The organism is Fodinibius sp. GM108 (assembly GCF_058386985.1).
The window spans coordinates 141,095-157,232 of sequence record NZ_JBYEIR010000001.1 but is presented as its reverse complement, the minus strand read 5'-3'; the positions used below and the strand labels follow the sequence as shown (position 1 = coordinate 157,232).

The window sequence follows — 16,138 nt, the reverse complement described above, 5'->3', positions numbered from 1 at the left end:
ATCTAGCAATATGTAAAGGCGAGGAGATTGCGACGAGGCATCTCAAGTGTGATTCTAAACCCTATTTCGGGAGCAGAACTCCCTCGTAACTATGTTTAATGTCTCTTTCACACTTCAGCGTTCAAATCTTTGTGCAACTCTGCGTTTTCTCTGTGAATCTCGGTGGTATGACAATAACACCGTCAACCTGAGGAGGATATAACTTGCTCTACAAGATTTTGGCGTAGGGGAAGATTAAAGCTTCATTCAATTGTTATAAATTTCTGTATCCGGCCAAAATACCAGCCATGTAAAAGAGAAGTAATTACCCGCAATAGCTGATTCTAGTTGCTCCCCTTCTAAGGGACCTTCCAATGCCCTGCCGGTAATATCCCATTTTGTTCCGGTCTCTGCATCATAAATTTGACCAGATCGCAGTTCAAAAGTTAGTGTCTTGTCATTCAAGGTACGTTTGAATACTCCGGTTGACCCATCTTCGCGTGATTCTGATATCTCCGATTCATCAAGCGCCGAACGTGCTCCTTCCAAATGAAAAACGACCACCGGTGTATCAGATATATTATCATTAATGAGCTTCTCTTTTTGAGTAACAGAGTATGGATATGCTTTTTTCACATCATCCATTTTTACTCCTATTACCTTTTCCATGGGCGGCAACCGGCTGTCTTCTTTTTCCGATCCAAACAGTGGCGTATTATCTACATCATCATACCCCGAATATGGATTTCTGCCGTAGTCTCGATTGTGGCCTGTCTCTCTTGATAAAACTTTACCTTCAGGATAAGCTTCACTGAACTGCTCAAATGAAATGATCTGACTGGGGATTTGCTCCAGCGTTTTTCCCACATAATCACCAACAATAGCTTTACCCGTAAACTGTTGCCACAGCGTCTCTGTCTTGCGGTCGAACATGACCAGATCGGAGTGACGCAAAAAACCGGAAACGCCAAACTCATGCGTTACCCCATCAATAGTACGGTCAAAAACGAGTGCCGAATAACAGAGCGGGCAAAAGGTAACCAATAGCGGATCACCATTTATTTCTTCATTTACTATTTCGTGCCAGATCAGTATTTGGAGCGGATAGGCTCGTGCTTCTCCGCTGTATTCCAGTGCAATTACCGGTTCTTGCGCAGAGATCCATGAATCCGCTTCGCCAAGAGATATAAATTTTGGATTATCGATCGAAGGAATACCATCTTTGGGAGGACCTCCTTGTTTTAATTCATTTAAATCGATGATGGATTTCTCAGTATTAGTTTTCCAGCCTTCTAACGATTGCGCCTGACTATTACTCATCAACCCAATTCCAATCAACAGAATTATTACATAACTTAACCGAAGCGGATTGAATGGTAGCATGACAATGCTTATTTATTTTACGCTGTTTTAATCACCAAAGAAATTTCACATGCTTAACTGGTTTAAGAGACGTCGTAACCGGCAGAGATCTTACGACACCAATGAAGAATGGATAGAAGCGTTATCACCACCGGTAGATGAGCAAGCTGTTGATCAGCTGCGAAAACAATTGATTCGTGGACTTAAACCAGCCCTGCACAAGTATGTAGATCGTGAGCTTGATCAGTTTGTCGAGGATATAGCGCAAGACACATTGCTCAAAGTACTTGATAACATCGATTCTTTCCGCGGTGATAGCAAGCTCATTACCTGGGCGATGAAAATTGCCGTTCGTGAAGGTCTTACTGAACTGCGTCTAAAGCGATACGATGACATCTCGATTGAAGATTTAAAACCGGATGATGACAGCCGGGAAGTATTTTCGCTGTCTGTTGCCACTGACGATACCAGCCCCGATCGTTCAGTGCATGAATCGCAATTAGTTGAGAAAGTTATGCAGATTATCAATGAAGAACTTACAAATAAACAAAAACAGGCTATCAATGCTCTGATGATTCAGGGGCTTCCTTTTCCGGTAGTAGCCAGGCAGATGGATACAAACAGAAATGCTTTATACAAATTGGTACATGATGCGCGCCTTAAGATTAAAAATAAGCTGGAAATTGAAGGGATAGATCCCGATGAAATGCTAAATAAACTGTAAGATTTGTGCAGCTGATATCATCAATAACCACAAGAACAATTTTTAGTTTTATTTAACATGGAACTGACACCTGATATTTTAAAAAACCTGATCAAATCGGTGAAAATGACCACTGATCAGGAACTAGGCTGTGATGAATGCTTTGAAGAGCTCCATGAGTTTGCCGAAATGGAGCTGGCAGGAAAATCTCCCGAGGAGGCTAAACCTCTGGTTAAAGAACACCTTGATAAATGCGGAAGCTGTCGCCAGGAATATCAGGCTCTCCTTGATGCACTTCGTGCCGTACATAAGAATTGAAGCATATCTGGGTAAGGTTCTGTTATAGAGATTAATTCCCGCTACTTTTGTTCCTTCCCAGCCATCGGCTACATAAATAGCCCAAAACTCAGCCATATTTCCTGCATTATCGTTGTGGAATCAAAATATTGTGCCGCAGTAATAAGCCCCGCTACCTCATTGGGATAAACCGTCTGATTACCAAAGGCCTCAAAAATTTTCTTTACATCTGGTTCGTCCCTAAATAACTGTTTAAGAGACTTTTTCAGGTCTTTTTTCTCCGCAATTATTTTTTTGATATGCTTCCAAATCGTCCTCATTACCGCTGCGGGCAAAACGCTCCACTTGTACTGTGGCTTGATAGTGATGTTGGTTCCAACTGGCAAGCAGCCTGGAATAATCACCCGTCGCCGCTGTCATATTTAAGGAGAAGTTAGTAAGCACTACCAGTATGCTGGCTGCAATGATAAATGCCCCTATCACCCATATTAATTTTCGGCTTAGATAAAAGCGGCTCTCCTTTAATTGTTTTTTATCCATTGCTACTAACCCCGAAAATTTTATCCAGCTTATTTTAACCAACAAGTAAAGATGAGACGACAACCGCTAATCTTACAATACTCATAAGTGATTTAAAAATGATTCATAGAATAGGGTAAGAAAGCATGCTATCGTTACATCAATAGAATGGTGCAGGAGATATTCATTTACTACAACACTACATGCGAAAATCAAACTCTAAAAAATCCCGCCTTTTTTTTCCGCTCATGATGGGGGATTGTTTGTTATTAGCCATGCTGCTGATAGCCTGTACTTCCTCAGTTGACAGCAGTGGCGAAATAACGAATGGGAATGGTGCAAGTTTGCAAATTTGCGAAGAAGATCCCTGGTCTATTCCCTGCAACCAGATTGTTGATGCTGGAGCCAGTAAAGATGGCATACCATCCATAGACTCACCTCAGTTTTCCCCGATTTCTGAAATAGACTTTTTAGATGACTGGGAGCTGGTATTAGGAATTAAAATAGGAAATGAAGTCAGAGCTTATCCAAACGTCATTTTATACTACCATGAAATCGTAAACGATAGAGTTGAAGATCTACCAATTGCTATTACCTACTGTCCATTGACAGGCTCAGGGATTGCATGGGAAAGAACCTTTGATGATGCAATAACCACCTTTGGTGTTTCAGGTTTAATCCATAAAAACAATCTGATTGCCTATGATAGAAATACAAACAGCAATTGGTCACAGATGTTGAATAAAAGCGTCAGCGGTTCATTAAAAGGGACAGAAACACAAACAGTTCAATTAGTAGAAATGACCTGGGGAACTTTTAAAAAGGCTTTTTCTGATGCCAAGGTGTTAAATAAAAATACTGGTTATCACCGAAATTATGACCTGTATCTATATGGAGCCGATTACCCTGAAAATAATGAACGAATCTTATTTCCAGTTTATAATGAAGATCCCCGACTTGAAAAGAAAACTCTGGTACACGGTATAAAATATGATTCAGAATCTAAAGTGTATCCAATTGATAGTTTTAGTACCAACATACAAGTAATACATGATATCGTTGCGGGAGAACAGGTAGTTGTAGTTGGAAGTTCAGACATGGGTATGGTTATTTCTTTTGAGAGGACGCTTGCCGATGGAACAGAATTAGAGTTTAAACCTGTCGAGGGAAGTCTTCCTGTTGTAATGGAAGATCAAGAAGGAACGAGATGGAATATATTTGGAGAAGCCGTAAGTGGTCCACGCCAGGGACAAAAATTAGTGGCTACCCCAAGCTTTAACGCCTATTGGTTTGCCTGGGCTGATTTTTTCCGCAATGTGAAAGTTGGATCAGGTGGGACATGATCCGAGGATCGTTAGGCCGTTTATTTGATGAATTAAGCCGTTATTCTAATCCCTTTAAATCAACACCATCTGATAATAGATCACATATCCACCAGCCAATACTAGTAATATTCCGGTTATACGTTCCATGTGCGGCAAAATTGTTCTCAGATACTTCGTCAGAAAATCTTTGGCAAATGTCGAAAGCAGAATAGTGGCTATCATCATGCCGCTGATACCTACAAAATAAGCACCGATATAAGATGCACCCAACCAGGCGGATGGGGCTGCCATCGCCTGGGTAGCCACCACCAGGAACAATGGGAACAGACAACCTAATGCCCCGATCGCATAGGCGATTCCAAAAACAAAAGCTTCAGCTGCTTCTGTTTTATAAGTAGGATTGTTCATATTCAGGGAAAAAGAAATATTTTTGCCCACCATCATAAAAATACCCAGCACGATTAATATCCCACCCATTCCCACTGTGATCCATTTCATATAGTCTTTGAGAACCTGAGCTGCCACAATAATAAGTCCGCCAGCAATAGCATAAACCAACAGGATACCTAAAATACTGAGCATGGCAAGCTTTACACCGCGATAAAACCGTCTGCCTGTTGTGGGATCTTTCTGTGAGTTGCGGGAGACAAAGGCCACTATATAGCCTGGCAAGAGAGCAACGGCACAGGGTGCCAAAAAAGCCAGCACGCCCTGAATAAAAGAAAAGTATATGAACTCCATGTTATGATTTCACCAACTGATCAAAAAGCTCGCGATACTCTTCTTCACTGAGCGCCGTTTTATTTTTTTGAAAAACGATGTTTCCATCCCGATTTATACCTACTGTCGTAGCCTGACTTTCAACACCAAAGTCTAACATAATCTCCGGCTGTCCTTTCGTAATCGGAAAGGTAAAATTCTCTTCCTCAGCAAGTTTACGCATTGTTTCCACATCGTCTGTGGGATCGATGCCAATAGCCACTAAATTCAGTTTATCTTTATACTCTGGGTACAATTCAGAAAGCACCGGCCAGTTTTTTGCACAAATGGGGCACCAAGAAGCCGTAAAATAGATCACCATCGGCTTATTTTCTTCCATAGATGATTCCAGGCTTATTGTTTCGCCGTCAATAGTCGTTACCTCAAAATTCGGGGCCTTAGTTTGTCCCTGAGAGGATTGAACATCAGAAGATTTTTCTGATTGACCTGAAGAACAGGCATTTACAAAAAGGAGAAAAAGTATTAACAGCGTTACCTTGTCCAGTAATTTGATCATGAGTTTTTTGCTTAGCGATTTTATTGGAAGAGTTGGGTCATCAATCTATTGTATACTTTACTGATTACCCAACCCTATATAATCTTACCAAAATCCTGGTGCAATTTTTTTAGTAAGAAGAAAGCCGCGCGCATAGTCAACCAAATGTTATAATTAACACAAAAAGATAGAGTTAATGGATAAAGTTGCAGTAGTAGTCTTAGCGGATACGGAATCCCACGAATCACTTGGACGTGTAGTTAATGCCCTGGAACTTGCCAAGGAATTACAGGAAAATAACGACGAGGTTAAGATTGTATTTGACGGAGCAGGAACCGAGTGGATACCCGAGTTGGAAGATGAAAATCATGATGCGCATCCACTTTACAATGCCGTGAAGGACAGTATTCATGGAGCATGCCGATTTTGCGCAAAAGCATTCGGAGTGATCAATGAGGTTAAGAAAACCGATATAGAATTATTAGATGAATACGACCAACACCCAAGCCTGCGAAACTTCATTGTGGATGGATACCAGATAGTTACTTTCTAATCAAGGGCTTGGCATTTCATAAAAATAGACAGAGGTGGTAAAGTTATCCAGGCGGCTATTACGAGCGATTTTCCTATTATTATGGAGAACAGTCATAGAAACCGCTGAAATATATTCGGAGAGGCAGTAAGCGGATATGACCAAGACACAAGTTGCACCCCGCTCCCTCCTATAATGCCTATTGGTTTGCCTGGGCAGATTTTTTCGGGTTTCGGACATAAAGAACCGAAAATCGTCATACCTTAGCCTGTGTTATTTCGTCAGCGAATGGGTCTATAGTTATTCCTGCTCTAATAATTCCTGTAAGGCTTACAACCCAGCTAAAAAAAGCAGGTTTTTTAGGTAATATCTTATCACTTCAACCCATCCTAAGAAAAAAGGAAGCTTTATGGTTAGCTTTTTTCTGCGATATCTTCTTTGCTGCACACTGATCGTAGCCGTCACAATTGCTGCGAAAGGCCAGACCTGCAGCTGTGCCGGAGCTCCGCTGATTAGCTCCCAAAGCATCAGTACAACTTCTAAGGGAAATCTTTTTGCAGGTATCACTTATGAATTTAAAGAGATTTCTGATCTCTATTCCGGCAGTCAGCAACTCGAAAACAATACTGTTGAACGCAATACCCAATCCACCCTTTTTGAACTTAATTACGGCATAACCGATCGTCTCACTATCTCCGGCACTTTTACTCACGTGCAAAAGCAAAGGCTCTCCGTAGCAAATGACAATGAGCTGATAACACGCGGTATTGGCGATGGTCTGGTAATGATAAAATATGTACTTCATCAAAATACGATGAGTGAACAGTATCAATTGGCTGTTGGTGGCGGTACTAAAATTCCTTTTGGGAAAACATCTCTGGAAGAAAACGGTATTGCTCTTAATTTAGATATGCAGCCCGGCACAGGTGCCTGGGACGGAGTATTATGGTCTTATTTTTCAAAAACTTTTGCTCCTGCATCAACTGTAAATTTCTTTGTTTATAATACTTTTAGAGCTACGGGAAGTGCCGAACATTTCAATCAAAATGATGAATATAAATTTGGAAACGAGTGGGTTATTAATACCGGAATAACCGATAACCTTTTTTCGGATCTCTCTTATGTAGGTATTGTAAGTTATCGCTCCGCAAGTTCTGATCAACTTAACGGAAATAACCAGTCTAATACCGGGGGAAAGTGGGTTTCGATTGAGCCCGCATTACAGTATCAGTTTTCGAATAGTTTATCCGCTAAAGTGGGGGGTAAAATACCTGTTTACCAACACTTAAACGGCTTGCAGCCAACTACAAGTTATGCCGTTTCCTTTTCGGTGTTTTATAACTTTGGAGAAAAAGTGATCTTTTAATCATGTAGGTAATCGCTATGGAAAAGTTTCAAGCAGTGATGTTGGCAGTTTTATTTTTTACAATAACTGGTTGTAACGAAGTAACAACCAGCTCAGAAAATGGTACACCTGCTCCTGCGGAAGAAGGTGATTGGCTTATCCCCCAAGATCAAGTAGTAAATGGCGGGGTGCCCAGAGATGGGATTCCTTCTATCGATAATCCAACGTTTAAGCCTACAAGAGAAATTGAATACGTCGATGATCATCGTTTGATTGTGGGGGTTCGCATAGGTGATATTATAAAGGGATATCCTCACCAGATAATGGATCATCACGAAATCGTAAACGACCAAGTTGGTCAACAGCCGTTCTGCCTCACTTATTGTCCGCTCACAGGCACAGGTATTGCCTGGAATCGTATGATAGACGGTGAAACTGTTGAATTTGGTGTGTCGGGATTACTCTTCAGGAACAATTTAATTCCCTTTGATCGCAAAACAGAGACCCATTACTCCCAGATGCAGATGCGTGGCGTTCAGGGGCCACTTAAAGATAAACAACTTGAAACGTTTCAGGTTTTTCAAACAACATGGGCTACCTGGAAAAAGATGTTTCCCAATGCCCAGGTTCTTTCTGCGGAAACCGGCTATGACAGAAACTATAGCGGCTATCTATATGGGGAAGATTACCTCAAGGAAGATTCTCCTCCTCTTTTCCCCCTGACCATCGAGCTCAGTGATAAAGTAGTTAAATCGTTTAAAAAACGGCAATATGTAGTTATCCAGAAAAATGAGAATATAGATCTTGCCAGTTCAAAAATTTATACCATTGAAGAATTTGGTCCGGATATTAATATTAAAGAAGCTCAGATAGCAGATACCGATATAGTAGTAGCCGGAAGCTCGAATCTTGATTTTGCTGTTGGATTTGAAAAACAGCTGACAGATGGTACCATACTGGAGTTTGAAGCTGTTCAGAATGCTCTTCCCGTAATCCTGAAAGATCAGGAGGGCAATCGGTGGGACGTTTTTGGGTATGCAGTGGAGGGACCGCGGCAGGGTGAACGGCTAATTCCCACGCTGTCGTATTATGGCTATGAATTTGCGTTCGGAGAATTCTTCATCTGGAATTAAATCTTAAATCTAACTTTCAAGTATTTCGTTATTGCATGGCATTTATTGATATCATTGAACCTGAAGAAGCTACGGGTGATCTCAAAAAAATTTATGATGAACTGAAGGAGAAACGGGGAAAGCTGGCACGGATCCACAAAATTCAGAGTTTGAATCCTGACACTATTATGACGCATATAGACTTGTACATGTCTATTATGTTCAGCAAGTCTCCTTTGAGCAGGGCTCAGCGCGAGATGATGGCGGTTGTTGTTTCGGCCGTCAATGAATGCGAATACTGCCAGCTACATCACGGCGAAGCACTCAATCACTACTGGAAAGATCGCGACAAAGTTAACCAACTGCGATCAAATTATAATCAACTTGATCTTAACAATGTAGACAAGCGATTATGTCAGCTTGCCCGTGAACTGACCCTTAATCCCGGTACCTTTAATAAAAAGGAAAGCAAATATATCACTCCCTTAAAAAATACGGGACTTTCTGACCGAGCTATCTTGGATGCAGTGCTCGTTGTTAGCTATTTCAATTTTGTAAATCGCATAGTACAGGGATTAGGTATCGAGGCTGACGAAGAGGAAGTGCAGGGATATAAATACTAATCACAATCATTTTTCTATCATGAAGCAACTAATCGTATTTGTTGTATTTACCTTTTTAGGGATTGCTACAACCCAAGGTTTTGCTCAGGATGGGATGGAAATTATAGAAAGTGAGTACTCTGTAGAAGAGACAACAGATCGGCTTGAAAAGGTCTTGAACGACAACGGACTCAATATCTTTGAGGAAGTAAATCACCGGGAAGGTGCTGCATCAGTAAATCTCGATCTGTCCCCAATAACCGTTCTCATCTTTGGTAATCCCAAACTGGGTACTCCGCTCATGCAGTGTGCCCCAACTGTTGCTATCGACCTGCCTCAGAAGATGCTTATCTGGAAGGATCAGGATGGACAGGTGAAAATAGGATATAATTCACCGGATTACCTTAAGAAGCGACATAATATTGAAGGCTGTGATCAGGAGCTCCAAAAAATATCCGGAGCCCTCAATAAATTTGCACAATCTGCAGCGGGCAATAATTGATATTCATATAAAACAACCTATTTCTATATGACTCTTAACCAAAAACAAGAAGAGCTGTGCAGGCAAGATAAATGGGATTTTTCAAATTTAAGTGCATTGTTTCTGAACTGTACGCTTAAACCGCACTCCAAAGAATCACACACGCAAAAACTTATTGATGTTTCAAAGACGATCTTGGAGAAAAATGGGATCTCGACAAAAGTACTGCGACCGGTAGACTATAATATTGCTCCCGGTGTTTATCCGGATATGACTGAGCACGGATTCGAAGAAGATGACTGGCCGGAGATCCAGCAAAAAGTTATGGATGCTAATATCCTGGTTATTGGTTCTCCCATTTGGCTTGGTGAAAAATCATCCATTTGTACAAAAGTGATTGAGCGGTTATATGCTAATTCTAGCAATGTTAATGAGGCGGGGCAATATGCTTATTATGGACGGGTCGGCGGCTGCCTTATCACCGGTAACGAAGACGGAATTAAGCACTGCTCGATGAATATTCTTTATAGCCTGCAACACTTGGGCTATGTGATTCCGCCGCAGGCCGATGCCGGCTGGATTGGAGAAGCCGGTCCGGGCCCCAGCTATGGCGACGAAGGCGAAAACGGACCAGTGGGATTTGATAACGAGTTTACTCAGCGAAATACAACATTTATGACCTGGAATCTCATGCACATGGCTCATATGATCGATCAAGCCGGAGGAATACCCGCCCATGGAAACCAGCGATCTGAATGGGAGGCGGGTTGTCGTTTCGATCATCCCAATCCCGAGCACAGGTAGGCATACGTCACCAGTTTTAATATTTCTGTCCGATCAGTGGCAATGCTGATGAGACTGGGACCAGTTTTGGCCGGGCGGACACTCCGGCGTTTCATCACTACCTGACAGTGCAGATCCCAAAAACCAGAGTCCAAGAATAACCGCAATCACAAGGGCACCTATCCCAAACTTTGAACTTATTGTTGAATTCTCTTTCTCAAGGCAGCAGTTCTTATATTTCCGCCCACTACCACAATGGCAGGGATCATTTCTTCCGGGTGTATCAGACATAAATTTTCAAAGGATTTTTTAACAGGAACCGGTAATGTATAAAGTATTTACCAACCTCAAAACTCAACAAATATATTGCTCCTTGCTAAAGATATTTTCTCTGATGCAACTGCAATAGCTACAGGTAACCCATTAAAAAAGAGGAAAACATATTCCAGCTTTCCTCTTTGCCAGGGTTAGGTTATAGTTAATTATTTATACTGCTTCGGCAGCTCTGATTTTTTTATTGATGGTATTGCCTTTGAAAACATATAGCAGAGAAACAGCAATAATCAGTACCTGAAACTCCATTCCGCGGCCACCGTTATTACCCATATTAATGGAATTCCAGCCGTATTGAGCATGAACCATTACAATGGCACCAATCATCACCGCCGTGAATAAAAGGCCCGCTACACGCGTAGCCCACTCCGGACCGAATCCACCCCAGAGCATTAAAAGTGAAGCGCCAATTTCTACTATGCCTAATAATAAAACCATGATAAAGGGCATTCCCATCATAGCCGCTACATCACCGGTCATAGCTACTTTGGGAAATCCGTGATAAATAAAAATTGATGCCAACGATAGACGTGGTAACCAATGTGCTATTCCTGATAGTTTATTTAACTGATCCATATTTTCTCATTTCATTTAACATTAGATGCTTACACTCAAATAGATTACGTACGCGCAATAATTCTTACTGATTTTATTACTCCAAAATTCGTTTCCCTGCAATTTTCTTTAGTCAAAAAACAGGGTGCAGGTGTGCTGACCATCCCGGGAGTTTGTATCCCCTGATATGTCGGGACTACCAGTGCCAACATTCCATCGTAAAGCCACAACTCCCTTCTAATCTAAAACCGCCCTTCTTGCAAAAGAGAAAACCTCCCTTGATAAGCCGTGGATTATTACCAGCCTGAGTATTTTGCATTCATTATAGCTTAACAAGCCTGCCAGTCGAGAAATGGTATCAGAAAAATCAAATAGAAAATAATTACTGCGGCTTAGATAGAAAGTCTATCTTTCCTATTTTCTGTGAAATCTTTTAGTCGTTCGTGTTTTCTCTATAGAAGTAGGGTCGCAACCATTCTATAAACTGCTCTACATATCCGAGACCAAATAGTATTACGATAGCAATAACGGTGAGGATACCTCCCAACAAATATTGCTGTATAGCCACTGCAATACCGATAGCAGCAGCAAACAGAATCGAGGCAGCTGTGGTTAAACCCTCTACAGTTTTTTCTTTACTTCTGAAAATTATAGTACCCGCCCCAAGAAAGCTGATACCTGTAATTATAGCTTCCATAATGCGAATAGGGTCAGCCCGGATAACATCCACAAAGGCCCCTCCACTATAATTTTTTATCAGGATATCACCCAATACTACTAGCAATGAAGCCGATCCGGCAACCAGCATATGCGTGCGAAGACCAGCTGGCTTTTGGGCCAACTCTCGTTCAAAACCCATTAAACCGCCCAATGCCATAGCGTATACTACTTTGATTATAGGAGTCCATAAAATTTCTGATTCCATTACAAGTCCCTCTTGTTATTTAAAATTTTCTTTTAAGGTTATTGAATGCTTTACCTGCTGTGGGGCTGTATTTGCCAGGCAGATGTTTCGACAAGCTATTGTAAATAAGATTTTGGATTGATGAGCTAGTGAATGCTATTGCCAACTCCCGGTTATTCAGGACTTCCTGAAAATGGGATCGACCTTGCTCTTGCTTATGTCATTAGCTCTGATATCCTCAATAAGCCACTTCATTTCCTTTATTTGACGGCGCTGAGACTCTATAATTTCTTCTGCAAGTTTTTGTACCCGCGGACCCTGGATAGCAGAGCGCTCACTGGTTAAAGTTGCAATAATTTCTGTGCTTGTCATTCTTTGTCATAGGCAACCTCTCTCTCTTTAATAAATTGTATTAGCTTCTGTAAAGAATAATTTTAAACATTAATTGCAGTAATCAAAACTACCTGTTAATACCCGACGGCGCTTATTTGATTTTAATTTTTCAGATAGATAAAGCGCCGGAAGTTTTAACAGGTAGAGATCTCTTAGCACATACCTATATGAATCCCTCTTGAGCTTCTACATAGAACGATGTTTTTCAGCCCGCACTCGCAATGCATCGTATTTTTCTTCCACTTTTTTATCCACTGCTAATGGATTCTGAAAGTTTGCCTCTATTTGATCTTTCCGCTGCTGGCCACCAAGTATTACCTCAATTTCTTTGTTCAGTAGTCCTTCAATTGAAGCCTTGGCTACCTCTTTTGGACTATCCATTTCACTATTAACGTTGGCCGTTTCCATCATTTCAGTATCAGTAGAAGTCGGATAGATCGTCATAACGTGGATCGGGTAATCAGAAAGCTCTCTGCGCATTGACTCAGAGAAATGCTTTACTGCTGCTTTTGTAGCTGCATACACGCTGTAAAATGGCATTCCCAGATATCCCAAGCCGGAAGAAACATTGATCAGAGCTCCTTCAGAACTTTCCTTAAGCAGGGGCAAAAGATGCTTTGTCAAAAGAAGCAAGCCAGTTACATTAATATTCACCTGATTGATAATATCTTCATCACTGATCTCCTCCAGTAAACCAGCACTGACTACACCGGCATTATTAACGAGGATATCCAGTGTTGTCCATTCTTCCTGCACCAATTGCACTGCTTTTTTTATATCATCCGGCTGCGAAACGTCACCCTGTATTTTCAGAAATGTGATTGACGGAAACTCATCTTCCAAAGCAGCTAATTTTTCAGCCGTTCGTCCCATAACAGCTATTTCAGTAACTCCGTTTTCGACTAATTCTTCGATCATTGCTTTACCAATACCGGCACTTCCCCCGGTAATGAACACTTTTTTCTTTGATAGTTTCATAATAATAATCCTGTGCTTTTAAACTTATTGCAATTAATAACAGCCACCTCAAACTTCATTTCCATTTCGGCTACACCCTTGCTCATATCGCTGCCAAAATCTTTATCGGCAGTATAACAGGCGCTGGTTCCAGAGCTTTACTCCCGTTCGACACCATACCATAGCCTCCTTTTTCCTGATCAAGTTTTGGCGATATAGCCTTAAGAAAATTCCGCTTCTTAATTTTAGCTAACGAGCAGTATTTGTTCCTGCTTTATAGAGTAAAGGATATTGAACTTAAATAAAACCAGTCAGGTGGTGACTTTTAATTGAATGGCTTTTATCAAAAAAAATAGAGTTGGTAGATATGTTCAATAGTAAGCAATTTCAAACTTGAAATAGTCGGTTTTTGAAATTTCCGAGCTGGCTCCCTCCTGTAAGCTCAGGATAAAGCTGAAAGAGGGAGATGCTGCAAGCAACAGGCCTTAAAAGGGTATCACTCATATGAACAGAGAGCAAAATCAGGAATGTGGTGCCGGCAGATTGAGGGAACATGGCATCAGTCTGGGGGTTAAACTACATCAATGACGGCCATCTCTTTTAACAGATGATAGATATTAGGTGGAATTAGACTTTGCACTAAGGCCAATCTCTCATGGGAAATAATTCAGAAAGTAAAAAACTGAATAACCTATCCAACTTTTTCAAAATCCCGGTGGGCATCCATTGGATAGGACCGGACGGCACTATCCTGAAAGCCACTCAATATGAAGAGGAAATGCTCGGATATTCCACTGATGAGTTAACCGGAAAAAACATTACCGAGATTCATGTACACAAAGAAGAAGCCGAGGAAGTCCTACAGAAAATTAAACGCGGAACAGAATTAGAAGCTTACAAAACACAGCTGCACTGTAAAGACGACTCTGTACGGCATGTGCTTATAAATTCTGAAGTAGAAAATGAAAATGGAGAATATGCCCATACCCGGTTTTTTGTCCGCGATATTACTGAACACGGCCAAAATCATCTTTCAAATGCTCTGCTGGTATCTATAATTGATAACTCAAATGATGCTATTATCAGTAAAGATCTTAACGGCATTATATCGAGCTGGAATGACAGTGCAGAACGCATTTTCGGATATACTGCCAGTGAGGCCATTGGCCAATCGATTACGATCATTATTCCCGATGAACAGTTAGATGAGGAAAGGGAGATTCTTCACCAGCTCAGACAGGGAGATCGCATCGATCATTTTGAAACAATAAGAGAACACAAAGACGGAACCCGATTAAATATTTCTCTGAATATTTCACCGATTAAAGATGTCCGTGGCAGAATAGTGGGCGCATCAAAGATTGCTCGTGATATCACCAAGCGAAAGGAGGTAGAAGCCGATCTCATTTCCTATCAAAAACAGCTAAGATCTCTGACTTCAAAACTAAATAGAGCTGAAGAACAGGTGCGTTTTCGTCTTGCCGGTGAACTCCACGATAACCTGGGCCAGCTCTTGGTTATGGGTAAAATGAAGCTGGACCAGCTGAATGATAAGCCAAATTCCGGAGATCTTAATCCTGCATTTAATAATTTAGAGGATCTGATTAATGAGGCAATCAGCTATACCCGTAAACTAATGACAGAGCTGAAACCACCTCCTGCAATTGATCACGAGCATTTGGTAACAGCTCTGAACTGGGTGGCGGAAAAGATGAATAAATATGATCTGCATGTAAGAGTTGAAGATGATGGACAGCCTAAGCCAATCCGTAATGAAGTACAAAGAGTTCTTGTTCAATCAATAAAAGAAGTACTATTCAATGTAATCAAGCATTCTGGTGTTAAAGAGGCTAAAATCACCTCGTCTCGACAGGATAATCAAGTGCAGGTTAAAGTAACAGACAAGGGCAGGGGATTTAATCCCGATCAAAACATTTTTTCATTTGATGACAACGGCGGGTTTGGATTGTTTAACATCCGGGAACAGATATTTCTGGCAGAAGGTAAGGTTGTGTTTGACTCCGAGCCTGGGAAAGGAACGACGGTCACACTTGCTGTTCCGCTGGAAGAGAGAGAGGACAAAAAAACTGTACTCCCGGGTAACGAAGAACCACTATCCGAAATCTCCCAAAGCCGAAGAGAAAATAGTAAAATAAAAGTTTTGCTCGCAGATGATCATAAGATGATACGTGAGGGGATTCGAAAGTTAATCGAGTCGGAAGACGATTTCACGGTTGTAGGTGAAGCATCAGACGGCAATAAAGCTGTGGAGCTTGCGCGACAAACTTCACCGACTGTAATTATCATGGATGTGGATATGCCAGAAATGAACGGCATTGAAGCCACAAAGAAAATTTTATCTGAAACCAAAAAAACTACTATTATCGGTTTATCTGTTCACAATCGGAAAGAAGTAGAAAACGCCATGAAAGAAGCAGGTGCCTCAGTATATCTTTCAAAAAATGAGGTGTTTGAAACGCTCTGCGCTACTATTCGAAGTGAAGCAGGTAAGGCGGTATAGTTCTCGGGCGAAATCATACGTAATCTTATCTCCTCACCAGCAGATGCATCTATTACATCTTCAGTTTATTAAAAAAAATTAATATACTTATTATATATTTCCTTTGATTTTTTTAGTTGGAAAAAAGGTCGGCTGGAATGTTCGGGGTTCCATTAGTTTTTTAATAAAACAGATATCAGT

Annotated in this window: 19 protein-coding genes; 10 read left to right on the top strand and 9 right to left on the bottom strand. The window is 41.1% G+C overall.

What is annotated here, in order from left to right; translation table 11 throughout:
* Positions 1-246: 246 nt before the first annotated feature.
* Positions 247-1,362, bottom strand: a complete 1,116-nt coding sequence (locus ACT3ID_RS00735) for a DUF3179 domain-containing protein (RefSeq protein WP_491540064.1) — start codon at positions 1,360-1,362, stop codon at positions 247-249.
* 49 nt (positions 1,363-1,411) lie between these two features.
* Between ACT3ID_RS00735 and ACT3ID_RS00730 the strand changes: the two genes are divergently transcribed.
* The gene (locus ACT3ID_RS00730; RefSeq protein ID WP_491540063.1) at positions 1,412-2,065 is read left to right on the top strand and encodes an RNA polymerase sigma factor; all 654 of its coding nucleotides are present in this window, start codon (positions 1,412-1,414) and stop codon (positions 2,063-2,065) included.
* Positions 2,066-2,170: 105 nt separating this feature from the next.
* Positions 2,171-2,362 (top strand): hypothetical protein, encoded by a 192-nt coding sequence (locus ACT3ID_RS00725; RefSeq protein ID WP_491540062.1) that lies wholly within the window; start codon positions 2,171-2,173, stop codon positions 2,360-2,362.
* A gap of 231 nt (positions 2,363-2,593) precedes the next feature.
* On the opposite strand, the gene ACT3ID_RS00720 is transcribed toward ACT3ID_RS00725, so the two are convergent.
* On the bottom strand, positions 2,594-2,881 hold the full coding sequence (locus tag ACT3ID_RS00720; RefSeq protein WP_491540061.1) for a hypothetical protein: 288 nt from the start codon (positions 2,879-2,881) through the stop codon (positions 2,594-2,596).
* A gap of 182 nt (positions 2,882-3,063) precedes the next feature.
* On the opposite strand from ACT3ID_RS00720, the gene ACT3ID_RS00715 reads away from it, so the two are divergent.
* Positions 3,064-4,203 (top strand): DUF3179 domain-containing protein, encoded by a 1,140-nt coding sequence (locus tag ACT3ID_RS00715; RefSeq protein ID WP_491540060.1) that lies wholly within the window; start codon positions 3,064-3,066, stop codon positions 4,201-4,203.
* Positions 4,204-4,257: 54 nt separating this feature from the next.
* Here the strand turns inward: ACT3ID_RS00715 and ACT3ID_RS00710 are convergent, their stop codons facing one another.
* A complete protein-coding gene (locus ACT3ID_RS00710) occupies positions 4,258-4,926 on the bottom strand; it encodes a cytochrome c biogenesis CcdA family protein (RefSeq protein WP_491540059.1) in 669 nt (222 codons plus the stop codon).
* Between the two features lies 1 nt (position 4,927).
* Positions 4,928-5,461 carry a peroxiredoxin family protein gene (locus ACT3ID_RS00705; protein ID WP_491540058.1) on the bottom strand — a complete coding sequence of 178 codons (534 nt, stop codon included), beginning with the start codon at positions 5,459-5,461 and terminating at the stop codon, positions 4,928-4,930.
* A 175-nt stretch (positions 5,462-5,636) separates the two neighbouring features.
* On the opposite strand from ACT3ID_RS00705, the gene ACT3ID_RS00700 reads away from it, so the two are divergent.
* The 6 genes from ACT3ID_RS00700 (at position 5,637) to ACT3ID_RS00675 (ending at position 10,316) form a co-directional block, all read left to right on the top strand.
* Positions 5,637-5,993, top strand: coding sequence for a DsrE family protein (locus ACT3ID_RS00700; RefSeq protein ID WP_491540057.1), 357 nt, complete (start codon positions 5,637-5,639; stop codon positions 5,991-5,993).
* A 388-nt stretch (positions 5,994-6,381) separates the two neighbouring features.
* Positions 6,382-7,338: a hypothetical protein gene (locus ACT3ID_RS00695; protein WP_491540056.1), complete on the top strand. Its 957-nt coding sequence runs from the start codon at positions 6,382-6,384 to the stop codon at positions 7,336-7,338.
* A gap of 17 nt (positions 7,339-7,355) precedes the next feature.
* The gene (locus ACT3ID_RS00690; RefSeq protein WP_491540055.1) at positions 7,356-8,450 is read left to right on the top strand and encodes a DUF3179 domain-containing protein; all 1,095 of its coding nucleotides are present in this window, start codon (positions 7,356-7,358) and stop codon (positions 8,448-8,450) included.
* A 35-nt stretch (positions 8,451-8,485) separates the two neighbouring features.
* Positions 8,486-9,052, top strand: a complete 567-nt coding sequence (locus tag ACT3ID_RS00685) for a peroxidase-related enzyme (protein WP_491540054.1) — start codon at positions 8,486-8,488, stop codon at positions 9,050-9,052.
* 19 nt (positions 9,053-9,071) lie between these two features.
* Positions 9,072-9,533: a DUF302 domain-containing protein gene (locus ACT3ID_RS00680; RefSeq protein ID WP_491540053.1), complete on the top strand. Its 462-nt coding sequence runs from the start codon at positions 9,072-9,074 to the stop codon at positions 9,531-9,533.
* A 27-nt stretch (positions 9,534-9,560) separates the two neighbouring features.
* Positions 9,561-10,316 (top strand): flavodoxin family protein, encoded by a 756-nt coding sequence (locus ACT3ID_RS00675; protein ID WP_491540052.1) that lies wholly within the window; start codon positions 9,561-9,563, stop codon positions 10,314-10,316.
* A gap of 33 nt (positions 10,317-10,349) precedes the next feature.
* Here the strand turns inward: ACT3ID_RS00675 and ACT3ID_RS00670 are convergent, their stop codons facing one another.
* The 5 genes from ACT3ID_RS00670 to ACT3ID_RS00650 form a co-directional block, all read right to left on the bottom strand.
* A complete protein-coding gene (locus ACT3ID_RS00670; protein WP_491540051.1) occupies positions 10,350-10,586 on the bottom strand; it encodes an SEC-C metal-binding domain-containing protein in 237 nt (78 codons plus the stop codon).
* A gap of 195 nt (positions 10,587-10,781) precedes the next feature.
* Positions 10,782-11,204 carry a DoxX family protein gene (locus ACT3ID_RS00665; RefSeq protein ID WP_491540050.1) on the bottom strand — a complete coding sequence of 141 codons (423 nt, stop codon included), beginning with the start codon at positions 11,202-11,204 and terminating at the stop codon, positions 10,782-10,784.
* A gap of 412 nt (positions 11,205-11,616) precedes the next feature.
* Complete coding sequence (locus ACT3ID_RS00660; RefSeq protein WP_491540049.1) at positions 11,617-12,108, bottom strand: MgtC/SapB family protein; 492 nt, start codon at positions 12,106-12,108, stop codon at positions 11,617-11,619.
* A gap of 156 nt (positions 12,109-12,264) precedes the next feature.
* Entirely contained in the window at positions 12,265-12,459 is a 195-nt protein-coding gene (locus ACT3ID_RS00655) for a hypothetical protein (protein WP_491540048.1), read from the bottom strand.
* A 207-nt stretch (positions 12,460-12,666) separates the two neighbouring features.
* Positions 12,667-13,458, bottom strand: a complete 792-nt coding sequence (locus ACT3ID_RS00650; protein WP_491540047.1) for an SDR family NAD(P)-dependent oxidoreductase — start codon at positions 13,456-13,458, stop codon at positions 12,667-12,669.
* 634 nt (positions 13,459-14,092) lie between these two features.
* Between ACT3ID_RS00650 and ACT3ID_RS00645 the strand changes: the two genes are divergently transcribed.
* Complete coding sequence (locus ACT3ID_RS00645; RefSeq protein ID WP_491540046.1) at positions 14,093-15,958, top strand: PAS domain S-box protein; 1,866 nt, start codon at positions 14,093-14,095, stop codon at positions 15,956-15,958.
* Positions 15,959-16,138: the final 180 nt, after the last annotated feature.

Excerpts from the sequence above, each read along its gene's own strand:
- ACT3ID_RS00645 (WP_491540046.1), top strand. The coding sequence starts at position 14,093 with ATGGGAAATAATTCAGAAAGTAAAAAACTGAATAACCTATCCAACTTT.
- ACT3ID_RS00660 (WP_491540049.1), bottom strand. The coding sequence starts at position 12,108 with ATGGAATCAGAAATTTTATGGACTCCTATAATCAAAGTAGTATACGCT.
- ACT3ID_RS00650 (WP_491540047.1), bottom strand. The coding sequence starts at position 13,458 with ATGAAACTATCAAAGAAAAAAGTGTTCATTACCGGGGGAAGTGCCGGT.
- ACT3ID_RS00735 (WP_491540064.1), bottom strand. The coding sequence starts at position 1,362 with ATGCTACCATTCAATCCGCTTCGGTTAAGTTATGTAATAATTCTGTTG.
- ACT3ID_RS00655 (WP_491540048.1), bottom strand. The coding sequence starts at position 12,459 with ATGACAAGCACAGAAATTATTGCAACTTTAACCAGTGAGCGCTCTGCT.
- ACT3ID_RS00685 (WP_491540054.1), top strand. The coding sequence starts at position 8,486 with ATGGCATTTATTGATATCATTGAACCTGAAGAAGCTACGGGTGATCTC.
- ACT3ID_RS00730 (WP_491540063.1), top strand. The coding sequence starts at position 1,412 with ATGCTTAACTGGTTTAAGAGACGTCGTAACCGGCAGAGATCTTACGAC.
- ACT3ID_RS00670 (WP_491540051.1), bottom strand. The coding sequence starts at position 10,586 with ATGTCTGATACACCCGGAAGAAATGATCCCTGCCATTGTGGTAGTGGG.
- ACT3ID_RS00695 (WP_491540056.1), top strand. The coding sequence starts at position 6,382 with ATGGTTAGCTTTTTTCTGCGATATCTTCTTTGCTGCACACTGATCGTA.
- ACT3ID_RS00720 (WP_491540061.1), bottom strand. The coding sequence starts at position 2,881 with ATGGATAAAAAACAATTAAAGGAGAGCCGCTTTTATCTAAGCCGAAAA.
- ACT3ID_RS00715 (WP_491540060.1), top strand. The coding sequence starts at position 3,064 with ATGCGAAAATCAAACTCTAAAAAATCCCGCCTTTTTTTTCCGCTCATG.
- ACT3ID_RS00680 (WP_491540053.1), top strand. The coding sequence starts at position 9,072 with ATGAAGCAACTAATCGTATTTGTTGTATTTACCTTTTTAGGGATTGCT.
- ACT3ID_RS00710 (WP_491540059.1), bottom strand. The coding sequence starts at position 4,926 with ATGGAGTTCATATACTTTTCTTTTATTCAGGGCGTGCTGGCTTTTTTG.
- ACT3ID_RS00690 (WP_491540055.1), top strand. The coding sequence starts at position 7,356 with ATGGAAAAGTTTCAAGCAGTGATGTTGGCAGTTTTATTTTTTACAATA.
- ACT3ID_RS00705 (WP_491540058.1), bottom strand. The coding sequence starts at position 5,461 with ATGATCAAATTACTGGACAAGGTAACGCTGTTAATACTTTTTCTCCTT.
- ACT3ID_RS00665 (WP_491540050.1), bottom strand. The coding sequence starts at position 11,204 with ATGGATCAGTTAAATAAACTATCAGGAATAGCACATTGGTTACCACGT.
- ACT3ID_RS00675 (WP_491540052.1), top strand. The coding sequence starts at position 9,561 with ATGACTCTTAACCAAAAACAAGAAGAGCTGTGCAGGCAAGATAAATGG.
- ACT3ID_RS00700 (WP_491540057.1), top strand. The coding sequence starts at position 5,637 with ATGGATAAAGTTGCAGTAGTAGTCTTAGCGGATACGGAATCCCACGAA.
- ACT3ID_RS00725 (WP_491540062.1), top strand. The coding sequence starts at position 2,171 with ATGACCACTGATCAGGAACTAGGCTGTGATGAATGCTTTGAAGAGCTC.